Source organism: Streptomyces apricus (assembly GCF_008369065.1).
GTDB classification, from domain to species: Bacteria; Actinomycetota; Actinomycetes; order Streptomycetales; family Streptomycetaceae; genus Streptomyces; species Streptomyces apricus.
This window is the reverse complement of the sequence record NZ_VDFC01000087.1, coordinates 1-1268: the sequence shown is the minus strand read 5'-3', so window position 1 is coordinate 1268 and position 1268 is coordinate 1. Positions and strand designations below refer to the sequence as shown.

Sequence of the window (1268 nt, the reverse complement as noted above, 5' to 3'; positions counted from 1 at the left end):
GCCTGTCCCTGTCCCCGTCCTTGCCCCTGCCCGTGTCCCGCCCCCGCCGAAAATCGCTGTACGCGGTCACGCTCCGGGTGATCACCTGGTGCGAGCCGCCCGGCTCGCACGGAGCAGCGCAGCGGCGGGGGAGGGGACCACTGTGAGCACCCGGAACGTCCTGCTGTCCGGCATCGTCGGCTCGACCGCGTACGGCCTGGCCCGCCCGGGCTCGGACGTGGACCGGCTCGGCATGTTCGCCGCCCCCACCGAGGACCTCCACGGCCTGCACGGCCCGAAGGAGTCCTACGTCACGACCGCACCCGACAGCACGCTCCACGAAGCGGCCAAGTGGTGCAGGCTCGCCCTGCGCGGCAACCCGACCGTGATCGAACTGGTCTGGCTGCCCGACGAGTTGTACGAGGTCCGCACCCCGCTCGGCGACGAACTGATCGGCATCCGCACGACCCTGCTCAGCGCGAAGCGGGTCCGCGACGCCTACCTCGGCTACGCCACCCAGCAGTTCAAGCGGCTCTACGACCGCGGGGCGGGCGGCTCCTCGGCCGCGGACGCCGCGGAGACCCGCAGGCGGACCGCGAAGCACGCCCGGCACCTGAAGCGCCTGTGCCACCAGGGCTTCGAGCTGTACGCCACCGGTGGCCTGGCGGTCCGTGTCGAGGACCCGGACGAGTACCACCGCTTCGGCGAACAGGTGGCGGCCGACGCCATGGCGGCGCTGCCCCTGCTCCAGCACTACGAGGCGGCCTTCGACGGGACCCGCAGCGTCCTGCCGGAGCACCCCGACGAGGCGCCCGTCGAGGCCTGGCTGCGCCGGGTCCGCGCCCACCACTACACGCCCGTGCCCGCCGAATACACACCCGTGCCCGCCGAACCCTCCGTGTGATCGGGCGGTCGCACACGGTGGTTCCTGTCCGTGCGGAATGCGGGGCGCCGCGCATATGGTTGGCATATACATCGAGCTTGTCGCTCGACCACCTGTGCGCGGGCCGCCGGCCCGCCCCGACCAGCGAGGCACCGTGAACCAGACCGCCCCCGAGCAGCCCGCCGACACCGTGMCCCGGCTGCGCGCCACCTTCCGCTCCGGCCGCACCCGGCCCGTCGAGTGGCGCACCGGCCAGCTGGCCCGCCTGCGCGAGATGCTCACCACCGACGGCGCGGAACTGGCCGCGGCCCTCCACGCCGACCTGGGCAAGAGCTCCACGGAGGCCTACCGCACGGAGATCGACTTCGTCGTGCGGGAGATCGACCACACCCTCGAACACCTGGCG

1 protein-coding gene and 1 pseudogene are annotated in these 1268 nt (G+C 73.0%); both read left to right on the top strand.

What is annotated here, in order from left to right; translation table 11 throughout:
• The first annotated feature begins 142 nt into the window (after positions 1–142).
• The gene (locus FGF04_RS37180; protein WP_149515811.1) at positions 143–883 is read left to right on the top strand and encodes a nucleotidyltransferase domain-containing protein; all 741 of its coding nucleotides are present in this window, start codon (positions 143–145) and stop codon (positions 881–883) included.
• A gap of 133 nt (positions 884–1016) precedes the next feature.
• Positions 1017–1268 (top strand): annotated as a pseudogene (locus tag FGF04_RS37175) (aldehyde dehydrogenase family protein); the annotation flags it as partial.